This window comes from Micromonospora sp. NPDC002411 (genome assembly GCF_053592955.1).
The window spans coordinates 1-20,414 of record NZ_JBSFBM010000093.1 but is presented as its reverse complement, the minus strand read 5'-3'; the positions used below and the strand labels follow the sequence as shown (position 1 = coordinate 20,414).

Genomic DNA, 20,414 nt, shown 5'->3' with positions numbered 1-20,414 from the left:
CCTGGACCTGCGCAACACCCCGATCGGGGTGTTCCGCTCGGTGGACCGGCCGTCCTACGACAGCGTGGTGCAGGGCCAGCTCGCGGCGGCCAAGGGTCCGGCCGTCGGCCGGGCTGCTGTCCGCCGCGGCGACGGCTGCCTTGAGGAGCGGAGCGTAACCGCCGTCCGTCATCTGGTCCTCATGACGGGCGATCGCACGCTTGATGTCCTTCACGCTGTTGCCCGTATAGATCTCGTGACCGTCGGTGTACAGCGTGTAGACGACCTGCATGGTCTTGGTGCCGTGGACCTGCGTCGCCTTCACCAGCCACGCGTCGCCCGTCGCCGGGGTGACCGTCTTGATGGACCCGGCCAGGGTCATCAGCGGCGCGCGCTCGGCCGACCCGTCGACGGTGGTCGAGCCAGAGGTGGCGGCTGACGAATCCTTGCTGGCCTCCATGCCCCCGGTCGCCGACGAGTTGAGCACCACAGCGACGACTGCCGCCGCGGCGGCAACCCCCACCCCGGCGCCGATGCCCAATCGGCCCGCGATACCGATCCTGCGGCGGCGCCGAAGCGCCGGCCTGGATTCGTGGTCCCGCGTGGTTGTCGTCGTCTCCATGGTTGACGTCGCCTCCATAGTCGTGTCCGCCGCTGATATCGCGCCCGGCAGCCGTACGGTTCCGGGGTCGGCCATAGCCGCTCGCAGCACCGCCCGCGCCCGCTGATACGCCTCCGGGCGTAGTGGTTCTGCGCTGCCCAACGCACCGACCAGATCGAGCTCGTCGGTCATCGGTGTCTCTCCTTCGCGCTGTTGCGGTCCTTCAGAAGCGCGGACACCCCCGGGGCGTCGCGCAATGCCGTCCTGGCCTGGCTCAGCAGCCGCCGCGCGGTGCCGGCCGGTATGCCGAGTGCCCGCGCGGCGTCGGCTGCGGTCAGGTCCTCCCAGGCGACGAGCCTCAGGACCTCCCGCTCTTCGGGTTTGAGCCGCGTCAGGGCCGACCGGAGTACCGCCCGGGCGTCCACGCCGAGGTCCACCGCCGACCACGGATCCCAGCCAGTAGCGACGTCCGGCACGTCGGCGACCAGGTCCTCGGCCGGCCGGGACCGCCAGTAGCGCCGCAAGCGATTCAACGCCACCCCGTACAGCCACGGCCGCGCATCGTTGTACGACCGGTCGTAGGATCGCCGCGACTCGAACGCCGCAACCCAAACCTCGCCCAGGAGGTCCTCAGCCGCATCCCGCCCAGCCCGGCGAACGAGGTACGAACCGACGGCGGCCTCATGACGCTCGACCACCTCTACGAAGGCGTCGACATCGCCATCCAGCGACCGGCCTATCAAATCCGCATCCGAAGCCATGGCCCTCCTCGGCAAAGTCCGCGCTTCACCCTGACATTGCCGATCAGGCGGGGAAGTGTTCAGGCGCGGGATCGGACGGCAGGCGGTCGCCCAATAGCGACCGCTCGGCGGCATGAGCGGCTGCGGTGCGGTGCGGTCAGCGTTGGGCCCAAGCGTGGCGCCCAGGCCAGGGCCGAGGGCTGAAGTCGAAAGATGGAGGCAGCGTCGCGGCAGCGAGGCTGCCACTCCAACATCGGCAGTCTCCCCGCCGTTTCAGGGCTGGATCTGGTTCTCGACGGGGCTGCCAGAGGCGCCGAGAAATGGCGGCTCGCCCGACTTGGCGCGACGACCGGGCCTACCGATCGGAGACCGCCCGACGAGCGGCCCTACCCGCCTGGCTCCACGCCCACAATTGCGCGCCCTCCCCTGCCAGGAAACATAGAGCACTGCCATCTGCTGCCCGTGGCTCCGAAGCACTCCGTTGTGCAACAGGACCCCGCACCCTCTCTGGCCCAGTCGGCTCTCCCAAGACCCGGCTTGAGCCAGACCGGCGACCACCGACCGATCGTGAGCTGGCACCCCTAGACCTTGCTGTTACCAGCGTTGGCTTCCGCGCCCACATTGGTCGCTTGGACGCACCGTCACGGACGCGGCGCCCGATCAGCGGCATGAGAGTTAGTTGATCTTGACGTCAGGGTGGTGTGCATCCTCGCGGACAACCAGGTATTGCTGGTCAGGACGTTGGTGACGGCGCATAGTGGCGGGCAAGGTCGGCGGCGAGGGCGCGGAGGTAAGCCCTGGCTTCGGTGGGGCCGTGTACCGTGATGGCGCCTCCGAACGGCAGCAATGCTCGTACGTCCTCAAGATGCATGAAGCGAATTCTCACCTTATGGCCGGTGGCGGATTCTTCATGGTTGTCCCGGACGAGTCGTAAGCCGAAAATCCGTTGCGCTCGCTCGATCTGGGTCTGGTCGATGGTGGCGCTGACCTCTATCGCGTGGTTGTGTGCCCACTGATCAATGAGCGCTGCAGCGACGGTGGCCAGGGTTTGGTTCTCGCGGAGCCGTCGTGGCTGGTCGACTTCTTTCCACGTGGTGATCCGTTCGAGTCGGTACATCCGTGGCACTCGGGCACAGTCGGCAACGAGGTACCAGATGCCGGCCTTGGCGAGCAGCCCGTAGGGATCCACGACCAGGTCGCGTGGGCATGACTCGCGTGGGCTGTCGTACACGATCCGTAGCTGGCGACCTCGCCGCACTGAGCCGATCAGCGAAGCCGGAGTCGTGCCGGAAGCTCGTGTCTGGTGCCAGGGACGGCTGTCCACGTGCACGACGTCGGTGAGCGGCAGGAGCTCATGAACTCGACGTGACTGTGTAGCGGCGAGCTTGGCGAGCGCGCGCTGGCCTTCGGCCGATGCGTCGAGCTCCGCACGTTGCTTCTCATCCAGCCCGATGAGCGAGAGTTGATCACGCTCGTCAGGCGTGAGTCGGGTGAGGTCGAGCCCGGATCCGGGCAGCATGGTCACGCCGCCGAGGCGGCCCCGGTGTGCGGTCACGGGCAGTCCGGCGTCGCGGAGCCAGTTCAGGTCCCGGGTGATGGTTCGGAGGGAAACCCCGAGCGCTGAGGCAAGTTCCTGTGTGGTCGCGCCATCCCTCGAATCGAGGAGCAGCATCACGGCGAAGAAGCGGTCCGGGGTCACACACCAAGTTTTCCAGGAAATTGCGACACCATGCGGCGCATATTCCGGCCAGGCTGGTGGATGCGTACCTACGACCTGTGAGAAGGAACAACCATGACCACCACGTCCGTCGTGTCCATCGTCTATGTGAACGACGCTCCCGCCGCAGCTCGTTTCTACGGCGACCTCCTCGGCATGAGCCCTTCGTTCGAGACTCCGGGATACATCACCTTCGACCTCGGGCCGGGCGCTGACCTCGCTCTGTGGTCCGGCCAGTTCGAGGATCTGTCGCCGAACGTCCCACGTACCAGTGAGGTTTGCCTGGCCATCGGCGGTGGACGACCCGACGAGATCAACGCGATCTTCAAGCAGTGGCAGTCCAAGGGCGTCACGATCCTGCACGAGCCTCACGATGCGGGGTTCGGGCTGACCTTCCTCGCAGCCGATCCTGACGGGAACCGCATCCGGGTCGCACCGAAGGGCTGAAAGGCCACAATGCGGCAGGCGCGCACGTCAGGTGTCGCGCCTGCCGCTGTCCGACTTCGAGAGGACGACGAGTGCCCCACGTCGACGGTGCACTCCTCGGAGGTGTACACCTGCGGGCTACCGCGATCTTCTCGGAGGTCATCTTGCTGGGCCAGCCACCTCGGCGCGTAACTGACATCCGGTGAGTGACATCCGCGCTGCCAGTCGGGTGAGAAGTCTCAGCTCAACCTGCTCCAGTAACACTCATAGGGGAACAGCAGCGAACGCGCTCACATCGGCACGTCCGGACGGCACTCAGGCCAGCTCGGCAGGACACTGCGTAGCGCGCGCCTCGCGGCAGAATCGACCTCTCCTCGGTCCGGCGATCCAGCCCGACGACTTGTTCCGTCGCGGGCCAAACAGATCCGGCGGCGTGTGGTGCTTGATCGGCGGCGAGAGCGGACGCTCAGGCGAATAGCCGATCAGCCAACCCGGGCAAGCAGGATGTCGATCATTGTTTGAGATGCGATGGTGTTTGGTCGGTCGCTGACCTGCCCGTCGCCGAGTTCGATGACCCGACATACGCCGTCCTCGCGGAGAGCGAGGTCCACGGTGATGAAAGGCAGCCCGAGCCCGCCGACCAACGGAGCGACCGGGGCCAAATCGACCTCGACCGGCGCCGGATCGTTCGGACTATCGGGATGCGGCCCTACCAGAACGCACACGCCGTCGATCCACCACGTGCGTACCTCGGTCGAGGCGAATCGCTCGAAGCGCCGCAGCACGAGCCCGCCCACGAAGTCGTCGTCACGTAGCTCCAGAAAGCGCCTCGCCACGCTCCACGCAGCCGCACCCTCCCCGAGGTCAGGGATGAACGCGGCCTCGTCCCAGTAGTGCTTCATCGACTTGCTGTAGTCACGCAACACCGCTGGTCCCGCGCCCAGCACGGCACGCGCGCGGTCGAAGTCCGCCCGCTCGGAGCCCGTGGTCCAGACTGATGGCGGGGTCACGGAAGCCAGAGCGGCATACCAGCCAGGCAGCTCATGCGCCAGCCGGTACTGCTCAGCACCAGTCCGCAACACCACACCACGCTCAGCGAGCACCTCAGCGAACATGGCGTACTGCTCGCTACGCAGCATCCAGCCGCGGTACACAGCCATACCGCTGCTCGATACCGACGCGACCGCGCGGCGCACATCCCCGCCCCGCGCCAACGCGTCATGGTCGACCACCGCCACATCCAGGCCGGCAACACGTGCAGCCCGCGCCTCTGCGGCGAAGTGCTCATCCGGGTGACGCGGCCGCAGCGGGTCCGCGGGAACCAACAAGATCACGCCGACATCCTGCCCGAGGCGGCCGCCTCGGTCGGCACCGCCGGCCACACGTTCAGCCAGTTGAGCGGGGCGACGACCTGCCGCCACCTCATGCGGCGCCGGACGGACGTTCGCTGACCCTCTCGGCGATTGCCCGGCCCAGCTCCGCCGTCGTGCCGGTGCCGTGCAGGTCGGGGGTCAATGGTGCCTGTCCGGGCCCGTACGTCAGGACGTCCTCGACCGCGCCGAGCAGGTGGGCGGCGGCCTCGGGGTGGCCGAGGTGCTCCAGCATCATCGAGCCGCACCAGATCTGGCCGATCGGGTTGGCGATGCCTTTGCCTGCGATGTCGGGTGCGGAGCCGTGCACGGGCTCGAACAGGCTCGGGTGCTCACCACCAGGGTTGATGTTGGCGCTCGGGGCGATTCCGAGTGTGCCGGTGCAGGCCGGGCCGAGGTCGGAGAGGATGTCGCCGAACAGGTTGCTGGCCACGACCACGTCGAACCACTCCGGATGGAGCACGAACTGCGCCGCGAGCGCGTCGATGTGGAACTTGTCGAGGCGAACGTCGGGGAACCGCTCGCCCATCGCGGCCACCCGTTCGTCCCAGTACGGCATGGAGATGGAGATGCCGTTGCTCTTGGTGGCGGACGTCAGGTGCCGTTTCGGGCGACGGCTGGCCAGCTCGAAGGCGAAGCGCAGGACACGGTCGACGCCGACGCGTGTCATGATCGTCTCCTGTAGGACGGTTTCCCGGTCGGTGCCCTCGAAGATCCGCCCACCCACGCTGGAGTACTCGCCCTCGGTGTTCTCCCGGACGACGACGAAGTCGATATCGCCGGGGAGCCGGCCGGCCAGGGGGCTGCGGACGCCGGGCATCAGCCGGCAGGGGCGCAGGTTCACGTACTGGTCGAAGACCCGCCGGAACTGCAGGAGGCTGCCCCAGAGCGAGACATGGTCGGGTACGACCTCCGGCCAGCCCACCGCGCCGAAGTAGATGGCGTCGTAACCACGCAGCGTCTGTTCCCAGTCGGGCGGCAGCATTTCGCCGTGCCTCTGCCAGTAGTCGGCGCTGGCGAAATCGAAGCTCTCGAAGTCGAGCGTCAGGCCGAAACGACGCGCAGTGGCGTGCAGCGCGTCGAGGCCGGCCGGGACGACCTCCTTGCCGATGCCGTCGCCGGGAATCACGGCGATCCGGTGGGTGGTCACGGCGCCTCCCGAAGCGCTGCGAGGCCGCCCTGCGAGTCCTCGAGTGCGATGCGCTCCGCGGCGGCGGAGTCGCCTGCCCGTAGCGCCCGGACCAGCGCCCGGTGGCTGCTGTATCGCTCCAGGCCGAACGTGTCGTCCTCCGCCACCCGTTGCAGAAGCAGCTCGCGGCGCTGCGGGCGGGAGAACACGCGGCTCTGCTCGAGCATTCGGACCAGCACCGGGTTGTGCGCGCAGGCGCTGACCGTGTCGTTGAACTGCTGCATGGTGTCGAGCAGTTCGGTGAGGTGCCGCTCGACCGGCCCGCCCTGAGCGGAACGCTCCTTGAGGAGGATCAGCAGGTCGTCGGCGCGGTCGAGAATGGCGTCGAGCGCGTCGAGCTGCTCGGCGGTCGCGTGTCGGGCGGCGAAGCGGGCGACGAGGCCACGCAGGCCGACCTCCACCTCGGCGAGGTCGTCGATGGCGGCGTCGCGGATGGCGGCGACCAGCACGGTACGCGGCCCGATCCGCTCGATCAGCCCGTCGAGCTCCAGCCGACGCAGGGCCTCGCGGACCGGGGTCGGGCTGACCGCGAGCCGCTCGGCCATGCCGCGCTCGGTGACCTTTTCTCCCGGCGCGAGTTCGCCGGTGGCGATCGCGGTGCGAACTTGTCGGTACGCCTGATCGGCGAGCGTGCCGGCTGTCGTCATGACCGCACTCTAGCGCATGACATAGCAAACTCGTTTGCAACTGTTGACGAGTTTGCTACAGCAATTTACCGTGACCGGGGACACAAGGAGGTGGACGTGTGTCCAACCGGCGGATCACGTTCTTCATAGCCCTCGCACTCTTCGCCCAGGAGTCGACCTGGAACTTCTATGACAATCAGGTGCCCGTGCTGCTGCGCGAGCACGTGACGAGCGCGGCGCTCGTGGGCGCGCTGATGGGGATGGACAACCTGCTGGGAATCTTCATCCAGCCCTGGATCGGCAACCGGTCCGACAACACCCGGACCCGGTGGGGGCGGCGGATCCCGTACCTCGCGGTGGGCATGCCCCTGGCCGCGCTGGTCTTCGTCCTACTGCCGTGGACCACGTCGCTGGCCACGCTGGTCGTGGTGATGTTCTGCTACGCGCTGATCGCCAACACCACACGACCGCTGGCGGAGTCGTTGGTGCCGGACTTCCTGCCCCCGCAACGGCGCAGCCGGGCGAACGCCGTCGTGAAGATCGCGACCGCACTGACCATCATCGTCGCGTCGCTGATCAGCCTGCTCGTGGTGGACGAGCATCCGAGGGCGGCGTTCGTCATCCCGTCGGCGATCATGCTGGCCGCCACGTTCGTGCTGCTGGCCAACGTGCGCGACAGCCGCTCGGCGGCCTACCAGGCCGCGGTGGCCGAAGAGTCCTCCGCCGGTCCCGCCGCGGTCAGCCAACCGCTGCGGCAGATCGTCGCCGGACTGTTCACCGACCAGGACCGCCGCCGGCTCCTGCTGCTGCTGACCGTCCTGCTCTTCGGCGGGGCATGGTTCGCCTCACGGTCGCTGATCACCCCGTACGGCATGGAGGCGTTGGGCCTGAGCCGCGGCGAGGCGGGCGGGCTCACCCTGCCCAGCGGCATCGTCTACGTGGCTGCCGCCTATCCGGCCGCGCTGCTGGCCGAGCGCTTCGGACGGCTGCGGATCATCCTCGTGGGCATCGGCGTCTTCGCCGTCGCGCTGGCGGCGGGCGCCGTCGTGCAGACCGCCACCAGTACTGTCGTCGCGTTCTGCGTAGCCTCGGCCGGCGCCGCCGCCTTCACGATCAACGCGGCGGTGGCGCTGTGGAACCTGGCGCCGTCCAGCCGGGTGTTCGGCGCCTACACCGGCCTGTACGCGGTCACCTGGTACCTGGGCGGCTTCGGTGGCCCCGCCCTGATCGGCGCCGTGATCGACCTGGTCGGCTGGGACGGGATGCCGCTCTACATCGCCGTGCTCTCCCTACTCGCCTTGCTCGTCGTCGTCCGTCTCGAACGCCTGCAGCGTGTGCACCGGGCCAACCGGGCCGTCACCCTCACCGGAAGCGAATGATGTCGACCATCCTCATCACCACTGACTACCTCGCCCCCGGCGACGAGGTGGACACCTACCTGACCGGGCTCGGCTTCACCACGCGGCACGACCCCATGCGGGGACCACGCCGGCCGGAGCAGCTGATCGCGGCCCTGGCCGGCGTCGAGGGGGCGCTGATCGCCAACGAGCCGATGAGCGCGGAGGTGCTGCGCCAGGCATCCGACCTGCGCGCCGTCGTGCGTACCGGAGTCGGGTACGACTCCGTCGACGTGACCGCCGCCGGCCGGCTCGGGATCAGCGTGAGCAACCTGCCCGGGATCAACGCCAACGCGGTGGCCGAGTACACCATGGGGTTGCTGCTCGCCCAGGCCCGGTACCTGGTGCCGATGGCCGCCGGGGTGGCCGCCGGCGGCTGGCCCCGCACCGACGGCCACGAGCTGCGCGGCAGGACGCTCGGCCTGATCGGGCAGGGCGCGGTGGCCCAGCGCGTTGCGCCGCTGGCCGCTGTCTTCGGCATGACAGTGCTGTGCACCGGCAGCCTGCCCGCGCCGGTCACCCGGGTCACGCTCGACGAGTTGCTGCGCGACGCCGACTTCGTGTCGGTCCACACCGCACTGACCCCGCTCACGCGCCATCTGATCGACAGCGCAGCGTTGGCCCGGATGAAGCCAGGCGCGCACCTGATCAACACCGCACGCGGGCCGCTCGTCGACGAGGCCGCCCTGGTCGAGGCGGTCCGGTCCGGCCGGCTGGCGGGCGCAGCCCTCGACGTGGTGGACGTGGAGCCGCTGCCCGCCGACAGCATCCTGCGCGGCGTGGCCGGCATCACTGTCTACTCGCACATGGCCGGGCAGACTGCCGAGGCCCGGCTGGCCGCGGGGATGGAGGGCGCCAAGGAACTCGTCGCCGCCCTCGACGGCCGGCCCGCCCACTCGCTCACCGAATTGAAGGAGCCGGCATGACCACCAGGACAGCGGATGCGGACGTGATGGTGATCGGCGCGGGCCTCGCCGGACTGGTGGCCACCGCCGAACTCGTCACCGCCGGCCGATCCGTCCTGCTACTCGACCAGGAGCCCGAGCAGAGCCTCGGCGGCCAGGCATTCTGGTCGTTCGGCGGCCTGTTCCTGGTCGATTCCCCCGAGCAGCGCCGGATGGGCATCCGCGACTCGACCGAACTCGCCTGGCAGGACTGGCAGGGCAGCGCCGGGTTCGACCGCCCCGAGGACGCGTGGCCACGGCGCTGGGCCGAGGCGTACGTCGACTTTGCCGCCGGCGAGAAACGCGCGTGGCTGCGGGGCCTCGGCGTCAAGATGTTCCCCATCGTCGGCTGGGCCGAACGCGGGGGCTACGACGCCACCGGACACGGCAACTCGGTGCCCCGCTTCCACGTCACCTGGGGTACCGGGCCGGGCCTGCTCGAACCCTTCATCGCGATCGTGCGGGAGGCCGCCGGACGCGGTCTCGTCCGGTTCGCCTTCCGGCACCGGGTCGACGCACTGACCGTCAGCGACGGCGCGGTGGTGGGCGCCACGGGCCGGGTCCTGGAGCCCAGCGACGCCGCCCGCGGCACCGCCAGCTCGCGGGAGGAGATCGGCGACTTCGCCTACACCGCGCAGGCCGTCATCGTCACCTCCGGCGGCATCGGCGGCAACCACGACCTGGTCCGCCGCAACTGGCCGGCACGGCTCGGTACGCCGCCCACCCACATGATCAGCGGCGTGCCCGCCCATGTGGACGGCCGCATGCTGACCATCACGCAGGACGCCGGCGGCGCAGTGATCAACCCCGATCGGATGTGGCACTACGTCGAGGGCATCCAGAACTGGAACCCGATCTGGGACGCGCACGGCATCCGGATCCTGCCCGGGCCGTCCTCGGTCTGGCTCGACGCGCGCGGACGACGGCTGCCGGTGCCGCTCTACCCCGGATTCGACACCCTCGGCACACTCGCCCACCTGCGTACCACCGGCCACGATCACAGCTGGTTCATTCTCACTCAGAAGATCATCGAGAAGGAGTTCGCGCTCTCCGGCTCCGAGCAGAACCCGGACCTGACCGGTCGCAGCGTCAAACAGGTACTCGGCCGCCTCCGTGGCGGCGCACCGGCACCGGTGGAGGCATTCAAGCGGCAGGGCGCCGACTTCGTCGTAGCCAACCGGCTGGACGAGCTGGTGAAGGGCATGAACGCGCTCACCGACGAGCCTCTGCTGGACCCGCTCGACATCCAGCGCACGATCGAGGCACGCGATCGGGAGCTGGCCAACAGCTTCACCAAGGACATGCAGATCGCCGCCATCCGCAACTTCCGAAACTACCGGGGCGACCGGCTCATGCGGACCGCGGCGCCGCACCGGTTCCTCGACCCGAAGGCAGGGCCGCTGATCGCCGTACGCCTGCATGTGCTCACCCGCAAGACCCTGGGCGGCCTGCACACCGACCTCGATGGTCGGGTGCTGGACGGCGCCGGCCAGCCGGTGCCCGGACTCTATGCCGCCGGCGAGGCCAGTGGGTTCGGTGGTGGCGGCATGCACGGCTACCGCGCGCTGGAAGGCACCTTCCTGGGCGGCTGCCTCTTCTCCGGCCGCCAGGCCGGCCGCGCCGTGGCCACCACCGTCGGATGACCGGCTCGTACCCGCGAAATGAGGAAACCGTGACCCGCGACTGCGTACGCATTCTCGTGCCCTCCGGCATGCTCGGCTCGGGATTCCCGCCCGAGATCGTCGACCGTGGACTGGAACTCGGTGCCGACGCCATCGCCGTGGACGGAGGGTCCACCGACTCCGGCCCGTACTATCTGGGCACCGGCACGGCCAAGACCACCGCCGCGGCCGTGGCCCGCGACCTGCGCCTCCTGCTCCGGGCGGCGGCGAAGGCGCGCATTCCGCTGATCGTCGGCTCGTGCGGCACCAGCGGCACCGACTCCGGCGTGGACTGGGTCGCCGGGATCGCCCGCGGCATCCTGGCTGAGGAAGCGCTGGACCTGCGGGTCGCCACCATCTACAGCGAGCAGCGCGCCATCGACCTCAAGGACCATCTCGACAAGGGCCGGATCCACCCGCTCCCGCCGGCCGGCGACCTCGACCCGGCGACCTTGGACAGCTGCCAGCACATCGTCGCGATGATGGGCCATGAGCCGATTGCCGAGGCGCTGGCGGGCGGAGCCGACGTGGTACTGGCCGGGCGCGCCACCGACACCGCCCTGGCCGCCGCCTTCCCGCTGATGGCCGGCATGCCGGCCGGCCCGACCTGGCACGCCGCCAAGATCATCGAGTGCGGCGCGCAGTGCACCACGAACCCGCGCTCCAGCGGGGTCTTCGCCACCATCGACGCCACCGGCTTCACCGTCGAGCCGCTCGACCCGGCCGTCGCCTGCACGCCCACCTCGGTCGCCGCGCACATGCTCTACGAGACCGCCGACCCGTTCTCGATGCGGGAACCGGCCGGCACGCTGATGGTCGCCGACGCCACCTACCGGGCCCTGGACGAGCGGCGGGTACGGGTGGAGGGCTCCCGGTTCGAGCCGGCCCCGTACACGAACAAGCTTGAGGGGGCCCGGATCACCGGCTACGAGACGATGTCGTTCACCGCCATCCGCGACCCGCACATCCTCGGCCAGATCACCACCTGGGCACAGCTGCTGCGCCGGGTCACGACGGATCGGGTCGCCCAGACGCTCGGGCTCAGCGCCGACGACTACGCCTTCGACATTCGCCTGTACGGCTACGACGCCGTGCTGGAGGCAAAGGACCCGGACACCCGGACACCCCGTGAGGTCGGCGTGATGCTCCTGGTCAGCGCCGTGGATCAGCAGACGGCCACCGCCGTCGCGAAGATCGCCAATCCGCTCATGCTGCACCTGCCCACACCCGACATGGACTACCTGCCCAGCCTCGCATTTCCCTACTCCCCCGCAGAGACCGAGCGCGGGGCAGCGTACGAGTTCGTCCTCAACCACGTCGTCGACGTGGACTCGCCCACCAGCCTCTTCCGCATCCACCTCCCGGAGGACAGCGATGTCCGATAACGCCCACCCCCGCACCGTCGCCGACCTCGCGCTGGAGGTGCGGTCGAAGAACGCCGGCCCGTTCTGGGTGACGATGGAGCTGTTCATGCGCGACACTGCCGGGTACGCCCTGGTAGCCGACCCGGGCTTCCTGGACGCGCCGCTGATCGCCCGCCTCTACGGCGTACCGGCTGACGCCATCCGCATCTTCCGGATACCGGCGCTGAACGTCGTCAAGATTTCGTTCCCGCGCCCCGTGGCGCAGGGCAGCCTGCGCGACCGCGACATCCACGCCGGGCAGCACCATGTGCCCCTGGCCATGCTCCCGCTGCCGGAGTCGCACTGAGACCAGTGCCAACCGGATCAGCGGGAGCACCTCGGGACTCGCGGGCAGCGGCACTGCCGCGCGCATTCCACTGAGGTTGCGGCAACCACGACGGTGCAAAAGCCGGGCGATTCTGGGCCCGAACAAGCCCGCTGCAGCTGAGGAACCGGGCGTAGGCGTCGTTTCTGCCTACGCCCGGGGATCTTGTAACCCTTAAGCCTGCTCGATGTCCGAGAACAGCCCCTTGAACGTGACCTGCGTCCCCACGAGGGCGCCGAAGACATCAGCTGCAACGGTTGTCGCGACTGCTGCGGAGGCGTCTTCGTAGCTGTCGAAGTAGAGGTCGAGCGTCCGGTACGCGGGGGTGGCGGTGCCATCCTCCTTCGGCCACACCTTCGCGGACTCGAGTCGCTGCAGCTTCGGGAACGTCGCTGCGGCAGCCTTCACGTCCGCGTAAGCCCGCTCGAAGTCGTCGGGGCTCGCAGGGTTGTCGATGATGATTGTGATCTTGGTGGGCATGGGACTCTCCTCGAATTGGGACGGAACTAACGCTGCAGATCTGAATTCAGCGGCCGTAGGTCTCCAACAGCCGCAGCCACACCTCACTGACGGTCGGGTAGGCAGGAACCGCGTGCCAGAGTCGGTCCAGCGGGACCTCGCCGACGATGGCGATGGTCGCGGCGTGGATCAGTTCCGCGACGTCCGGGCCTGCGAGAGTGAGGCCGACGATCACCTTTCGGTCCTCGTCGACCACCATGCGGGCGTGTCCCCGGTAGCCATCGGCGTGCAGGGAAGCTCCGGCCACGGCCCCAAGGTCGTAGTCCACGACGCGGATCCGTAGCCCAGCCGCCTCGGCCGCAGCCGCGGTCAGGCCCACCGACGCGATTTCCGGGTCGGTGAAGACCACCTGTGGCACCGCACGTTCGTCGGCCGTCGCCACGTGCCGGCCCCACCGGCCGTCCTCGACCGTCGCACCCTTCGCGCGGGCCACGATCACGTCGCCCACCGCCCGGGCCTGGTACTTGCCCTGATGGGTCAGCAGCACCCGCCGGTTGACATCGCCCGCCGCATAGAGCCACTCGCCGCCGCCGACGACGCGCAAGGTGTCGTCGACCGCCAGCCAGGCACCCGGCGCCAGCCCGACCCGGTCGAGGCCGATGTCTTGAGTGTTTGGTGTGCGACCCACCGCCACCAGCACCTCGTCAGCTTCGATCCGCTCGCCGGCGGCGGTCTTGATGTGGACGGCTCCGCTGTCGTCGCGGTTGACGGCAACGGCCTCCGCGCCGAGGCGTACGGACACACCGGCCTCGCGCAACGACTCGGTGACCAGTTCACCGGCGAACGGCTCCGCCGACGGCAGCAGGCCGTCGCGGGCCAGCACCGTCACCGACGATCCGAGTGCGGCGAACGCTGTCGCCATCTCGGCTGCCACGACGCCACCACCGATGATGGCGAGCCGACGGGGAACCGAACTGGCCGAAGCCGCCTCGCGGCTGGACCACGGCGCCGACTCGCGCAGCCCCGGGATATCCGGTAGCAGGGCGCTGCTGCCGGTCGCGACGACCACGGCGTGCCGCGCGGTCAACCTGGCCGTGGCCCCGTCGGCGTCGGTCACCTCGACGGCCCGGGTCGACACGATCCGTCCCTGGCCGCGGTGCAGCGCGATCCCCGCCGACTCGAGCCAGGACACCTGCCCGTCGTCCTTCCAGTGCGACGCGAAGGAGTCCCGCCGGCCCAGCACCGCAGCCGCGTCCAGGTCTCCCGTCACCGCCTCCCGCGCACCCGGCAGGTGACGTGCCGCCCGCAACGCGGACGCGCTGCGCAGCAACGCCTTCGTCGGCATGCAGGCCCAGTACGAGCACTCACCACCAACCAACTCCCGCTCGACGATCGCGGCGCTCAGCCCGCCCCGCACGACCCGATCGGCCACGTTCTCTCCAACCGGACCGGCGCCGATCACGATGACGTCGTACTCCATGGTGGTCATGTCAGTTGGCCTTCGCGGCGCGACCGAGGCGGACGGCGGCGATGAGGAAGAAGATGGCGCCGGGGATGGCGTAGCCGGCGGCGTTTGTCAGCGACGGGTTGGCCGCCGCAGCGCTGGCGATGAAGGACCCACCAGCCAGAGTCGAGATGCCGCCACTGATGATCATCGGCCACTGGCCGCCCATCCTGCGGCGGGTGACACCCACGACCAACTGGACCAGACCGGCCACGACCGCCCAGGCGCCCCACACCCGCAGGACGGCGGGGATACCGGACGAGCTGGCGACGCCCACTCCGACGGCGGCGAGCAGGCTGACCGCGATGTTGACGTACAGCAGGGCCGGCGAGCCGGTGGCCTGCGACGAACGAAGGTCGTAGATCGCGGCGCCCACGTCGAACAGCGGGTAGAGCACGAACAGCGCTACCGCGAGCGGACTGATCTCCTTGGCGGTGGCGATCGTCACGAGCGCCCAGACGATGGCGAATGCGAAGCGGGTGAAGTACAGCCGCCGCAGCGCGGAAGCCGTCTGGGAAATACCGGGCGAAGCAATGGTGGTCACGGGTGACCCTTTCAGCGGAGGGGCTGGGTAAACCGATCGTTCTGTCTCATCCAGCATGACAGACCCTCCCCGGATCGTCAAGACCGAACGTTCTATCCGGCGCGATGACGATATGACGTCCACCGCACCGAAGGCCCGGCCCTCCGAGGCGCGCCAGCGGCTCCTCACCACGGCCACCAGGATCTTCTACTCGGAGGGCATCCATCCCGTCGGCGTAGATCGGATCATCGCCGAGGCGCCGCCGCGCGTCACTTCGTCATGCTCCGCGACGGTGCCATGGCAGCGGGATGCCTCTTCGACCCCGCGTTGGTGTCCGAGACCTTCCTCCGCGGCGTGGAAGGACTTCTCCAGATCACTGCCGAGCGGCAGTCGACCGAATCCGCGGGCTAGTACTGCAACGTCGATCGGCTCAAGCTGGCTGGGTGGCGCTGCGGAAGCGGCCAGGTGCCTGCCCATAGGCGCGTGTGAAGGCGCGGCTGAAGGCCGGTACCGAGAGATAGCCGACAGACGCGGCGATCGCCTCGACCGATCCGGAGCCGCCCCGCAGGCGGGCGGCAGCGAGGTCCATCCGCCACTGGGTCAGGTAGGCGACCGGGCTCTGGCCGATGGCGGCCGGGAAACGCCGGGCAAGCGTCGCCCGCGACACCGCGAGGGTGGCGCCAGCTTCGCGGTCGTCCAAGGGTGCGCAGGATCAGCGTGGAGGTGCTGGAGGGCTTGATGGACGACCGGGTCGGTCAGCATGCCGAGCCAGGTGCCGCGCTGGTCGCCGGGCCGGCCGGGCAGCCAGGCGCGTAGCAACTGGATCAGCATGATGTCGACGAGGTTGTCGAGCACCGCCGTACCGGCGAACTGGGGGTGGGCCAGTTCCCGGGTGAGAAGGCGAACTATGTCGTCGACCCCTTCGGTGCCGTCGCCACCAGGGATGTGAAGCAGGTCCGGCAGGGCAGGGAGAACCTGGGTGCGCGCGGTGTGGTCGCAGTCGTAGAAGATGGTGACCAAGCGCGTCCGAACGGGTGTGGTGCCGAGCCGGGTCACCGTGCCGGGCTCTGGGACTTCGAATTTCGATCGGGCGAATGGGCCTCGACACACGCGACGTGGACCAGGGAGCCCGGTGACCGCCGTAAATCAGAGATAGCGGACGCCGGTCAGTTCCTCCGCCGCCGCCCACAGCCGCGTGCCGACGGCCGGATCGGCGGCCTCCCGGCTGAGCCGGGCCTCGGTGACCCTGCCTCGCGTCTCCCAGAGCCCGGCCGGGCCGAAGAACTGGCCGCCCCGCACACCGGGATCGGTCGTGGCACGCAACTGCGGCAGTGCGCCCTGCGCCACCGGCTGGGTTGCCAACAAACCGGCCCACGCGATCAGCCGCCCGAACCGGCCACGGTGCTCCCAGGCGCGCGGAGTCAGGTTGGTGCGGGTGAGACCGGGGTGGGCCAGCGCGCTGACGATCGGCGCCCCGGCTGCACGCAGGCGACGGTCCAGTTCGATGCCGAAGATCGTGGTGGCGAGCTTGGATCGGCCGTAGGCGGAGGCTGCCCGGTAGCCGCGTTCGAACATCAGGTCATCGAAGTCCAGGTGCGCGTTCTTGTGGGTGATCGAGCTGAGAGTGACCACGCGGGCTTCCCTCGCAGCGGCCAGGTTGCCAAGCAGCAGGCCGGTCAGCGCGAAGTGGCCCAGCATGTTGGTGGCGAGCTGCAGCTCGAATCCGTCGGCGGAGGTGCGGCGCGGACCAAGCAGCACTACACCGGCGTTGTTGACCAGCATGTCGATCGCCGGGTGGTCGTCGGCCAGCTTCGCCGCGAAGGCTCGCACGGAGGCGAGGGAGGCCAGATCCAGCTCGCGCACCTCGACGTCGCCGCCGATCCGGCGGGCGGCCTTCTCGCCAGCGGGGGTGTCGCGAACGGCGAGCACGACGTGGGCGCCGTGGTTGGCCAGTTCGGCTGCCGTGACCAGGCCGAGGCCTGAGTTCGCGCCGGTCACGACGGCGACGCGACCCCGCTGGTCGGGAATGCGGTCGGCGGTCCATCCGGTCATCTGCTGCTCCTGGAGGTGTCGGTGTCGCTGGCCCACTGACGTTAGGAGCGATCCAGGCCGGTTCGGTCGTTCTCGGTTCCCTAGGTCTGAGGGACCTACCTTCGGCGGTCCGGACCGCTGCACACTTGCGGCATGAACAGCCCTCATCCGTACGCTCGTGAGCTCGGCGACTTCCTACGCGCTCGGCGTAGCCGGTTGCGTCCCCACGACGTCGGGCTGGAGCCGGGCGGGCGGCGCAAGGTCACCGGGCTGCGGCGCGAGGAGCTGGCCCTGCTGGCCGGGCTGAGCACTGACTACTATCAGCGGATCGAGCAGGGCCGGGAGGTACGCCCGTCCGACGACGTCCTGGACGCGCTTGCCGGTGCGCTCAACCTCGACGACAAGGAACGCCGGCACCTGTTCGCCCTGGCCCACGCCGCCCGCCGATCGATGCCCGCCCGGGTCAACCGCGATCCGGAGCGGGTGCCGGAGGGCACACAGCGCCTGCTGCGGGTGATGGACACCCCTGCGGTCGTACTCGGCAGGCATCTCGATCTGCTCGACTGGAACCCGATGGCGCAGGCGCTGCTCGGCGACCCGGACACCTACCCGACCGGCCGGCTCAACATGCTCCTGTTGCTGTTCGACGACACGCTGACGGGAGAGCGCGGCTGTCCGGACTGGGAGCGGCAGGCTCTGGACTACATCGGAATGATGCGCGCCGCCGTCGCCACCGACCCCACCCACCCGCGCGCCACCGCGATCGTTGGCGAGCTGAGCATCCGCAGCGCCCAGTTCCGGCGGCTGTGGGCCCAGCACGACGTACGCGACTCGGTCAGCGGCACCAAGACCTTCCGGGTGCCCGAGGTAGGAGACATCGTCCTGGACTGGGACACCTACCCCCTGCCGGGAAGTCCCGGCGCCGTCATGCTCGTCTTCACCGCCGAGCCGGACAGCGCCCACGCGGACCGGCTGCGGCTCCTGGCGTCATTGCACGCGACCCGCTCAGCACTCGCTCGATGATAGAGGGATGGTCGGTTGTCCCGGAGCGGGCGGCAGTGGATGCGCCGGGGGAGCAGCGCGTCGCCAAATCCCTCGGACCCGTTGCGGACTCCTCCGCTCCCGACGCCCTACGCCCCCAAGGCTGACCCGACCCGTACCGGCCGGCGGACCCGGGCCGGCGGGGCGGGCAGAGCCCTGCGGTCGACCTTGCCGTTGGCGGTCGCGGGCAACTCGGGCAGCACCACGTGGCGCAGCGGCACCATGTGGTCGGGAAGCTGCTCGGCCAGGAACGCCCGCAGCGCCGCCTCGCTCACGTCGCCCGCGTCGGCGTGCCGCTCGGTCACCACGTACGCCACCAGGGTCGGGGCCGCACCCAGGTCGTCGCGGAGCAGCACCACGCTGTTCGCGACGAGCGGGTGTTTGTTCAGCACCGACTCGATCTCGCCGAGTTCCACCCGCTGCCCACGGATCTTCACCTGCGTGTCGATGCGCCCGCCGTAGTTCAGGTAACCCTGCGGTGACCACCAGGCCAGGTCGCCGGTGCGGTACACCCGCTGGGGACGCCCGGCGACGTGCACGGTGCCGAACCGCTCGGCGGTCAGGTCGGGCCGTCCGGCGTACCCCCGGGCCAGGCAGTCGCCGCCGACCACCAGTTCCCCGGGTACGCCCAGCGGGGCCAGCGCACCGTCGTCGTCCAGCACGTATGCCGTGACGTTGGTGATCGGCCTGCCGATCGGGACGGTGGGGTCCGGTTCGGGTCGGCGGCACGGCCAGGCGGTGACGTCGATGGCGGCCTCGGTGGGGCCGTACAGGTTGTCCACCCGCACCGTCGGCAGGGTGGCGGTGAGCTTGTTGACGAGCTTCGGCGGCAGGGCCTCCCCGCTACAGATCACCCGGCGCAGGGCTGCGCACGCGGCGACCCCGGGCTCCTCGACGAACAGGGCGAGCATCGACGGCACGAAGTGCACTGTGGTCACCGCCTCCTGCGCGATGACGGCGGCCATCTCCTGCGGGTCGCGGTGCGCCTGGGCCTCGGCCGTGACCAGCGTCGCGCCGGCCAGGAAGGCCCAGAGCAGTTCCCACACCGACACGTCGAAGGTGTACGGCGTCTTCTGCAGCACCACGTCGCCGGGCCCGATGCGGTATTCCTCCTGCATCCACGCCAGCCGGTTGGCCAGCGACAGGTGGGTCATCTGCACACCCTTCGGCGCCCCGGTCGACCCGGAGGTGAAGATGACGTACGACAGCCCGTCCACCACCTCCTCCGGCGCGCGGTAGCCACGCCAGTCGACGGGCACGGCGGGCAGGTCGGCGCCGGCCAGTGGTCGCACCGGGACGGCCGGGGCTCCGCCGGCGCCGAGCGCGGCCCGTCCCTCCTCGTCGGCGAGCGCCAGCGCGGCGTCGGCGGTGGTGAGCATCAGGTCCAGCCGGGCCCTCGGGTGGGACGGGTCCAGCGGCAGGTACGCCGCTCCGGCCAGCAGGACACCGAGCACCGCGACGACCATCTCCGGGCTCCGCTCGGTGCACAGGGCGACGACCGAGCCGGGGCCCACGCCCTCGGCGCGCAGTCGCCCGGCCAGCGCCGCTGCCTCGTCGAGCAGGTCCCGGTAGCTGCGGTCGCGTCCCCCGCCGCGCAGCGCGACGGCGTGCGGGGTGCGCTCCGCCTGCCGGCAGATCGCCTCGTGCACGGGTGTCCGGGGGGCCGGGGTCGGCGCGGGGTTGAAGGAGAGCAGCGTGGCCCGCTCCCGGGGACCGACGAGCACCGCCTCCCGCACCGGGCGGTCGGGGTGGACGGTGAGCCACCCGCCCAGGGTGTCCAGTCGTTCCTGGAGGTGGGTGGGGTGCCAGTGGTCGCCGGCGAACCAGACCGGCACCGGGCCCACCGATCCCGCCGCCCCGCCCGGTGGGCCGGGTGTCACCAGCACCACGTCCACCGGGGACAGCTCGGGTGACGGTGTCCGCGTCTGCGCGCGTACCCCGGTCAGTGTGGTGTCCGGGTGCACGCGCAGCGTGTGGTCGCCGTGCGGGCCGCGCACCGTTACCGACGTCGCGCCGGAGAGGCGGTGGACGAGCACGGCCGCCACCGCTGCCGCGTGTGCCAGGTCGGTGTGGTCGGTCATGCCGCCACCAGCTCGGCCAGGACGCGCGGCGTGGGTCGCGCGGACAGTTTCTCCATCGGGATGCGGACGGCGAAGCGGCGCTGCACCTGGTTGACCATGCGGATGAACAGCAGGGACTCGCCGCCGACGGTGAAGAAGTCGGTGTCCGGCCCGATGTCGGGCGAGCCGAGCAGCCGACCCCACAGCTCCACGATCTCGCCCACCACAGTGCTCTCCCCGGTAGCCGAGGGAGGCGGCGACGGTTCGGCAATGTCCGGGGCCGGTGGCGGTGTCGCCTCCAGCCAGTGCCGGGTACGGGCGAACGGGTACGTCGGCAGCGCCACCCGCCGCGCCGGGGTGTCGCCGCGCACCGCCGCCCAGTCCACCGTCACCCCGGCCGTCCACAGTCCACCGAGCC

At 69.9% G+C, this 20,414-nt stretch carries 20 protein-coding genes and 1 pseudogene; 7 read left to right on the top strand and 14 right to left on the bottom strand.

Going from position 1 to position 20,414, the window contains the following annotated elements; genetic code table 11:
* The 3 genes from ACWCO3_RS13930 to ACWCO3_RS13920 form a co-directional block, all read right to left on the bottom strand.
* On the bottom strand, nucleotides 1-772 hold a 772-nt coding region (locus ACWCO3_RS13930; protein ID WP_450010181.1), incomplete at its 3' end, for a hypothetical protein.
* A complete protein-coding gene (locus ACWCO3_RS13925; RefSeq protein ID WP_145780037.1) occupies nucleotides 769-1,341 on the bottom strand; it encodes an RNA polymerase sigma factor in 573 nt (190 codons plus the stop codon). The genes ACWCO3_RS13925 and ACWCO3_RS13930, both read right to left, overlap by 4 nt.
* Before the next feature lie 712 nt (nucleotides 1,342-2,053).
* Nucleotides 2,054-3,019: a helix-turn-helix transcriptional regulator gene (locus ACWCO3_RS13920; RefSeq protein ID WP_145780036.1), complete on the bottom strand. Its 966-nt coding sequence runs from the start codon at nucleotides 3,017-3,019 to the stop codon at nucleotides 2,054-2,056.
* Between the two features lie 93 nt (nucleotides 3,020-3,112).
* On the opposite strand from ACWCO3_RS13920, the gene ACWCO3_RS13915 reads away from it, so the two are divergent.
* Entirely contained in the window at nucleotides 3,113-3,484 is a 372-nt protein-coding gene (locus ACWCO3_RS13915; protein WP_145780035.1) for a VOC family protein, read from the top strand.
* 461 nt (nucleotides 3,485-3,945) lie between these two features.
* Here the strand turns inward: ACWCO3_RS13915 and ACWCO3_RS13910 are convergent, their stop codons facing one another.
* The 3 genes from ACWCO3_RS13910 to ACWCO3_RS13900 form a co-directional block, all read right to left on the bottom strand.
* Nucleotides 3,946-4,797: an ATP-grasp domain-containing protein gene (locus ACWCO3_RS13910; protein ID WP_167524806.1), complete on the bottom strand. Its 852-nt coding sequence runs from the start codon at nucleotides 4,795-4,797 to the stop codon at nucleotides 3,946-3,948.
* An 88-nt stretch (nucleotides 4,798-4,885) separates the two neighbouring features.
* On the bottom strand, nucleotides 4,886-5,983 hold the full coding sequence (locus ACWCO3_RS13905; RefSeq protein WP_358052482.1) for a tartrate dehydrogenase: 1,098 nt from the start codon (nucleotides 5,981-5,983) through the stop codon (nucleotides 4,886-4,888).
* On the bottom strand, nucleotides 5,980-6,669 hold the full coding sequence (locus tag ACWCO3_RS13900; protein ID WP_145780032.1) for a GntR family transcriptional regulator: 690 nt from the start codon (nucleotides 6,667-6,669) through the stop codon (nucleotides 5,980-5,982). The genes ACWCO3_RS13905 and ACWCO3_RS13900 overlap by 4 nt, the downstream gene beginning before the upstream one ends.
* Nucleotides 6,670-6,767: 98 nt before the next feature.
* Here ACWCO3_RS13900 and ACWCO3_RS13895 point away from each other — a divergent pair, with 98 nt between their 5' ends.
* Genes ACWCO3_RS13895 through ACWCO3_RS13875 form a run of 5 tightly spaced genes read left to right on the top strand, consistent with a single transcriptional unit; the run spans nucleotide 6,768 to nucleotide 12,360 of the window.
* On the top strand, nucleotides 6,768-8,027 hold the full coding sequence (locus ACWCO3_RS13895) for an MFS transporter (RefSeq protein WP_145780031.1): 1,260 nt from the start codon (nucleotides 6,768-6,770) through the stop codon (nucleotides 8,025-8,027).
* A complete protein-coding gene (locus ACWCO3_RS13890) occupies nucleotides 8,027-8,971 on the top strand; it encodes an NAD(P)-dependent oxidoreductase (RefSeq protein ID WP_450010177.1) in 945 nt (314 codons plus the stop codon). The genes ACWCO3_RS13895 and ACWCO3_RS13890 overlap by 1 nt, the downstream gene beginning before the upstream one ends.
* Nucleotides 8,968-10,632, top strand: coding sequence for an FAD-binding dehydrogenase (locus ACWCO3_RS13885; protein ID WP_145780029.1), 1,665 nt, complete (start codon nucleotides 8,968-8,970; stop codon nucleotides 10,630-10,632). The genes ACWCO3_RS13890 and ACWCO3_RS13885 overlap by 4 nt, the downstream gene beginning before the upstream one ends.
* Before the next feature lie 29 nt (nucleotides 10,633-10,661).
* The gene (locus tag ACWCO3_RS13880; RefSeq protein WP_450010175.1) at nucleotides 10,662-12,035 is read left to right on the top strand and encodes an acyclic terpene utilization AtuA family protein; all 1,374 of its coding nucleotides are present in this window, start codon (nucleotides 10,662-10,664) and stop codon (nucleotides 12,033-12,035) included.
* Nucleotides 12,025-12,360, top strand: a complete 336-nt coding sequence (locus ACWCO3_RS13875) for a DUF4387 domain-containing protein (RefSeq protein WP_145780027.1) — start codon at nucleotides 12,025-12,027, stop codon at nucleotides 12,358-12,360. Before ACWCO3_RS13880 ends, ACWCO3_RS13875 begins: the two co-directional genes overlap by 11 nt.
* 192 nt (nucleotides 12,361-12,552) lie before the next feature.
* On the opposite strand, the gene ACWCO3_RS13870 is transcribed toward ACWCO3_RS13875, so the two are convergent.
* The 6 genes and pseudogenes from ACWCO3_RS13870 to ACWCO3_RS13845 all read right to left on the bottom strand — a co-directional run bounded on the left by ACWCO3_RS13870 (nucleotide 12,553) and on the right by ACWCO3_RS13845 (nucleotide 16,916).
* Nucleotides 12,553-12,858 (bottom strand): EthD family reductase, encoded by a 306-nt coding sequence (locus tag ACWCO3_RS13870; protein ID WP_145780026.1) that lies wholly within the window; start codon nucleotides 12,856-12,858, stop codon nucleotides 12,553-12,555.
* Between the two features lie 46 nt (nucleotides 12,859-12,904).
* Nucleotides 12,905-14,326, bottom strand: a complete 1,422-nt coding sequence (locus tag ACWCO3_RS13865; protein ID WP_145780025.1) for a dihydrolipoyl dehydrogenase family protein — start codon at nucleotides 14,324-14,326, stop codon at nucleotides 12,905-12,907.
* Between the two features lies 1 nt (nucleotide 14,327).
* The gene (locus ACWCO3_RS13860; RefSeq protein ID WP_450010172.1) at nucleotides 14,328-14,885 is read right to left on the bottom strand and encodes a hypothetical protein; all 558 of its coding nucleotides are present in this window, start codon (nucleotides 14,883-14,885) and stop codon (nucleotides 14,328-14,330) included.
* Nucleotides 14,886-15,294: 409 nt separating this feature from the next.
* The gene (locus ACWCO3_RS13855) at nucleotides 15,295-15,564 is read right to left on the bottom strand and encodes a helix-turn-helix transcriptional regulator (protein ID WP_450010170.1); all 270 of its coding nucleotides are present in this window, start codon (nucleotides 15,562-15,564) and stop codon (nucleotides 15,295-15,297) included.
* 161 nt (nucleotides 15,565-15,725) lie between these two features.
* Nucleotides 15,726-15,920: pseudogene (locus ACWCO3_RS13850) on the bottom strand (cupin domain-containing protein); the annotation flags it as partial.
* A gap of 90 nt (nucleotides 15,921-16,010) precedes the next feature.
* Complete coding sequence (locus tag ACWCO3_RS13845; RefSeq protein WP_450010168.1) at nucleotides 16,011-16,916, bottom strand: oxidoreductase; 906 nt, start codon at nucleotides 16,914-16,916, stop codon at nucleotides 16,011-16,013.
* Nucleotides 16,917-17,048: 132 nt separating this feature from the next.
* Here ACWCO3_RS13845 and ACWCO3_RS13840 point away from each other — a divergent pair, with 132 nt between their 5' ends.
* On the top strand, nucleotides 17,049-17,918 hold the full coding sequence (locus tag ACWCO3_RS13840; protein WP_450010166.1) for a helix-turn-helix transcriptional regulator: 870 nt from the start codon (nucleotides 17,049-17,051) through the stop codon (nucleotides 17,916-17,918).
* A gap of 107 nt (nucleotides 17,919-18,025) precedes the next feature.
* Here ACWCO3_RS13840 and ACWCO3_RS13835 read toward each other — a convergent pair whose 3' ends face one another.
* Together ACWCO3_RS13835 and ACWCO3_RS13830 are read right to left on the bottom strand one after the other, a co-directional pair.
* Complete coding sequence (locus ACWCO3_RS13835; RefSeq protein ID WP_450010164.1) at nucleotides 18,026-20,017, bottom strand: amino acid adenylation domain-containing protein; 1,992 nt, start codon at nucleotides 20,015-20,017, stop codon at nucleotides 18,026-18,028.
* Nucleotides 20,014-20,414, bottom strand: a 401-nt coding sequence (locus ACWCO3_RS13830) for a phosphopantetheine-binding protein (protein WP_450010162.1), incomplete at its 5' end; no start/stop codon positions are given. The genes ACWCO3_RS13830 and ACWCO3_RS13835, both read right to left, overlap by 4 nt.

Coding starts and splice junctions, on each gene's coding strand:
- ACWCO3_RS13925 (WP_145780037.1), bottom strand. CDS start 1,341: ATGGCTTCGGATGCGGATTTGATAGGCCGGTCGCTGGATGGCGATGTC.
- ACWCO3_RS13915 (WP_145780035.1), top strand. CDS start 3,113: ATGACCACCACGTCCGTCGTGTCCATCGTCTATGTGAACGACGCTCCC.
- ACWCO3_RS13900 (WP_145780032.1), bottom strand. CDS start 6,669: ATGACGACAGCCGGCACGCTCGCCGATCAGGCGTACCGACAAGTTCGC.
- ACWCO3_RS13890 (WP_450010177.1), top strand. CDS start 8,027: ATGTCGACCATCCTCATCACCACTGACTACCTCGCCCCCGGCGACGAG.
- ACWCO3_RS13885 (WP_145780029.1), top strand. CDS start 8,968: ATGACCACCAGGACAGCGGATGCGGACGTGATGGTGATCGGCGCGGGC.
- ACWCO3_RS13875 (WP_145780027.1), top strand. CDS start 12,025: ATGTCCGATAACGCCCACCCCCGCACCGTCGCCGACCTCGCGCTGGAG.
- ACWCO3_RS13870 (WP_145780026.1), bottom strand. CDS start 12,858: ATGCCCACCAAGATCACAATCATCATCGACAACCCTGCGAGCCCCGAC.
- ACWCO3_RS13865 (WP_145780025.1), bottom strand. CDS start 14,326: ATGACCACCATGGAGTACGACGTCATCGTGATCGGCGCCGGTCCGGTT.
- ACWCO3_RS13845 (WP_450010168.1), bottom strand. CDS start 16,916: ATGACCGGATGGACCGCCGACCGCATTCCCGACCAGCGGGGTCGCGTC.
- ACWCO3_RS13840 (WP_450010166.1), top strand. CDS start 17,049: ATGAACAGCCCTCATCCGTACGCTCGTGAGCTCGGCGACTTCCTACGC.
- ACWCO3_RS13835 (WP_450010164.1), bottom strand. CDS start 20,017: ATGACCGACCACACCGACCTGGCACACGCGGCAGCGGTGGCGGCCGTG.